This window comes from Vibrio genomosp. F10 str. 9ZD137 (genome assembly GCF_049974785.1).
Classification (GTDB): domain Bacteria; phylum Pseudomonadota; class Gammaproteobacteria; order Enterobacterales; family Vibrionaceae; genus Vibrio.
On the sequence record NZ_JBNGCJ010000276.1, the window covers coordinates 1 to 2,929 of the forward strand.

3 protein-coding genes are annotated in these 2,929 nt (G+C 43.8%); 2 read left to right on the forward strand and 1 reads right to left on the reverse strand.

What is annotated here, in order from left to right:
* Both ACP45E_RS04730 and ACP45E_RS04735 read left to right on the forward strand, forming a co-directional pair.
* Nucleotides 1-1,259: sensor histidine kinase (locus tag ACP45E_RS04730; RefSeq protein ID WP_069584754.1), on the forward strand; the 1,259-nt coding region annotated here is incomplete at its 5' end.
* Between the two features lie 32 nt (nucleotides 1,260-1,291).
* The gene (locus tag ACP45E_RS04735; protein ID WP_017033957.1) at nucleotides 1,292-2,638 is read left to right on the forward strand and encodes a sigma-54-dependent transcriptional regulator; all 1,347 of its coding nucleotides are present in this window, start codon (nucleotides 1,292-1,294) and stop codon (nucleotides 2,636-2,638) included.
* Nucleotides 2,639-2,749: 111 nt separating this feature from the next.
* Here the strand turns inward: ACP45E_RS04735 and ACP45E_RS04740 are convergent.
* The coding region (locus tag ACP45E_RS04740) for a TRAP transporter large permease subunit (protein ID WP_069584755.1) at nucleotides 2,750-2,929 on the reverse strand (180 nt) is incomplete at its 5' end.

The following is a 2,929-nucleotide window of genomic DNA, read 5'->3' on the forward strand; positions in this document are numbered from 1 at the left end:
TGGACTTATCACTCATAGAAGAAAGCTGGCGCGGAAAACAAGACTTTTTTGTAGTGACAGACCCTGACAACGTGATTTTTATGTCAAACCAACCTGATTGGCTGTTCAAAAGTTTAACTACATTAAGTGAAGCTCAAAGAGTGAGAATCAAAGGCAGCCAGCAGTACCTCGATACCGACATTCGTTCTTTAGGTTTCAGCAATGATGTTTCTGCTGCTCAAGGAAAACTGATTAGCCCTAACAAAGACCGATTATTAGATAGCTATTTTTATTCTTCTCGAAAGTTATCACAGCTCCCCTTAACCATTCGTGTGCTCACTCCTCAGCGCATCTTGGTTTGGAGTTCTTTTGTGTTTATTGGCATCCTCACTCTGGTTCTGAGTGTTGCATATCTGACTATTTTATTATTGTTGAATCGCAAGCTTAAACATCGCCAATTAGAACAAGTTCAAATGGAAGCCAAGCAAAGGCTTGAATTTCAAGTCATGACTCGCACTGCCGAGTTACATGCGGAAATTGGCGAGCGAATGCAAACCGAAAAGGCGCTGAGACAAACGCAAGAAGAATTGATTCAGGCGGCGAAGCTCGCTGTATTAGGACAAATGTCCGCCAGCATCAGCCATGAACTCAATAATCCCTTGGCCGCTATTCGAAGTTTTGCCGACAATGGAAAGCGTTTTTTAGAGAAACAGAAGTTCGACAGAGTGAACGATAATTTAATTCGAATCTCTGCCTTAACCGAACGCATGGCTAAAATCAGTGAACAACTGAAGTCTTACGCCAGAAAAACAGAGACCACGGATCAATCAATCACACATGTTACCTCTGTGATTGACGCTTCAACTGAACTGATGTCGCCTCAAATCAAGTCAAACATGGTAAGTTTTTCAACAGCCATCGAGTCTCAATTACCCATGGTAGAGATCAATCGAATTCAGTTGGAGCAGGTTCTGGTGAACTTGTTAACAAACGCGATACAAGCCATGGAAGGGCTGCAGAACAAGACCATACTGCTCAGTGCTTTTAGCCAAAACAATGAGGTAGTCATTACCATTGAAGATAGCGGCAAAGGCGTAAGCCCTCACCAGGAGAAGCAGCTCTTTGACCCTTTCTATACCACCAAAAAAAATGGGCTTGGTTTAGGGCTGTCGATTTCACATCAGATAATTGAGGGGATGAAGGGCAAGCTTACCTATTCTCAGTCCAAGCTCGGTGGTGCATGCTTTTCAGTCAAATTACCTATTGCAACTCATAAATAGCAATGGGAACGTATAGATACTAAGGAACACTAATGGTCGACATTTTTTTCATTGATGATGAAGTAGATATTCGAATCGCAATTGAACAAAGCTTTGAGTTGGAAGAGCTCACTGCTCGATTCTTTTCATCTGCAGAGGAAGCCCTGATCGCCCTCAAAGCCGATGGCCCTCCTAAAGTGATTGTTAGTGATATTTGTCTGCCTGGCATTTCTGGGGAAAATTTACTGACAACCATAATCCAACAACAGCCAGATATTCCTGTTATTTTGATCACAGGGCACGGCGACATATCCATGGCCGTTGCTTCGATGCAAACCGGCGCTTATGACTTTATCGAAAAGCCATTTTCACCCGACCGGTTAATCAAAACCATCAGCCGAGCCATCGAGAAGCGCAACTTAACATTAGAAAATGAAACACTAAAACGATCGTTAAAGGCCAGCCAAACGCTTGGCCCTCGTATCATTGGCGAGACTCAAACCATCCGCACTTTACGCGATACGATTAGCCACATTTCAAACACCCAAGCCGACATATTGTTATTTGGTGAAACTGGCACAGGAAAAGAGCTAGTGGCTCGTTCTTTACATGAACAAAGCGACCGACGCGAAGAAAACTTTGTCGCTATCAATTGTGGCGCTGTACCAGAAAACTTGATTGAAAGTGAGTTATACGGACATGAGAAAGGCGCATTTACCGGGGCTGAACATCACCGAACAGGCAAGCTAGAACACGCGCATAATGGTACCTTATTTCTAGACGAAATAGAGTCGATGCCGATGCAAGCCCAGATAAAGCTACTTCGGGTGCTTCAAGAAAGGCAGTTTGAACGCGTTGGATCAAATACACTGCATTCGCTGAATATTCGAGTGATAGCGGCGACTAAGGTGGATTTAAAACAAGCCGCACAACAAGGCGAGTTTCGTGAAGATTTATACTACCGGTTAAATGTTGTCACACTGGATTTACCCCCTTTGCGCGAACGGAAAGAAGACATCCCTACGCTATTTCATCACTTTCTGTTGGTTGCCGCTGCCCGCTATGGAAAAGCAGCAACGTCACTGCCTAATAGCGAATTAGCAAAAATACTCAGTCACGACTGGCCGGGGAATGTTCGAGAATTACGAAACACCGCAGAACGATTCGTACTTCTTGGGCAACTTGGAAAGTTAGGCGACAACAACTCATCAAAAACGATTCAGTCCTCACTTAGCCAGCAAGTCAATGAGTTTGAGAAAAGCATCATCGAACAAACGTTAATCCAAACCAATGGCAGCATCAAAGAAACCATGTCGTTACTTGAACTGCCACGTAAAACGCTCTACGACAAAATGCAGCGCTATCAACTCGTTAAGGAAGACTACAAACACGAACACTAACATCGACTATTAGAAATCAACGAGGAGCATAAATGATCCAATCATCCATGCTCCCATATCAACGAGTACCTGTGATCCATTAAACCTATAAACCTATGAACCCAGTCCGATCTATTTAGTGATGATCTCTGGCCCCATTAGCGTTGTTGGCAACCAGGTGGATACCCATGGCACGTAAGTGACAATAATTAAGAATAAGAACATCACACCTACCCAAGGCATAGCCGCTTTGACAACATTCATCATCGACATCTTAGCCACCCCTGCCGTCACAAACAAATTTAACCCCAC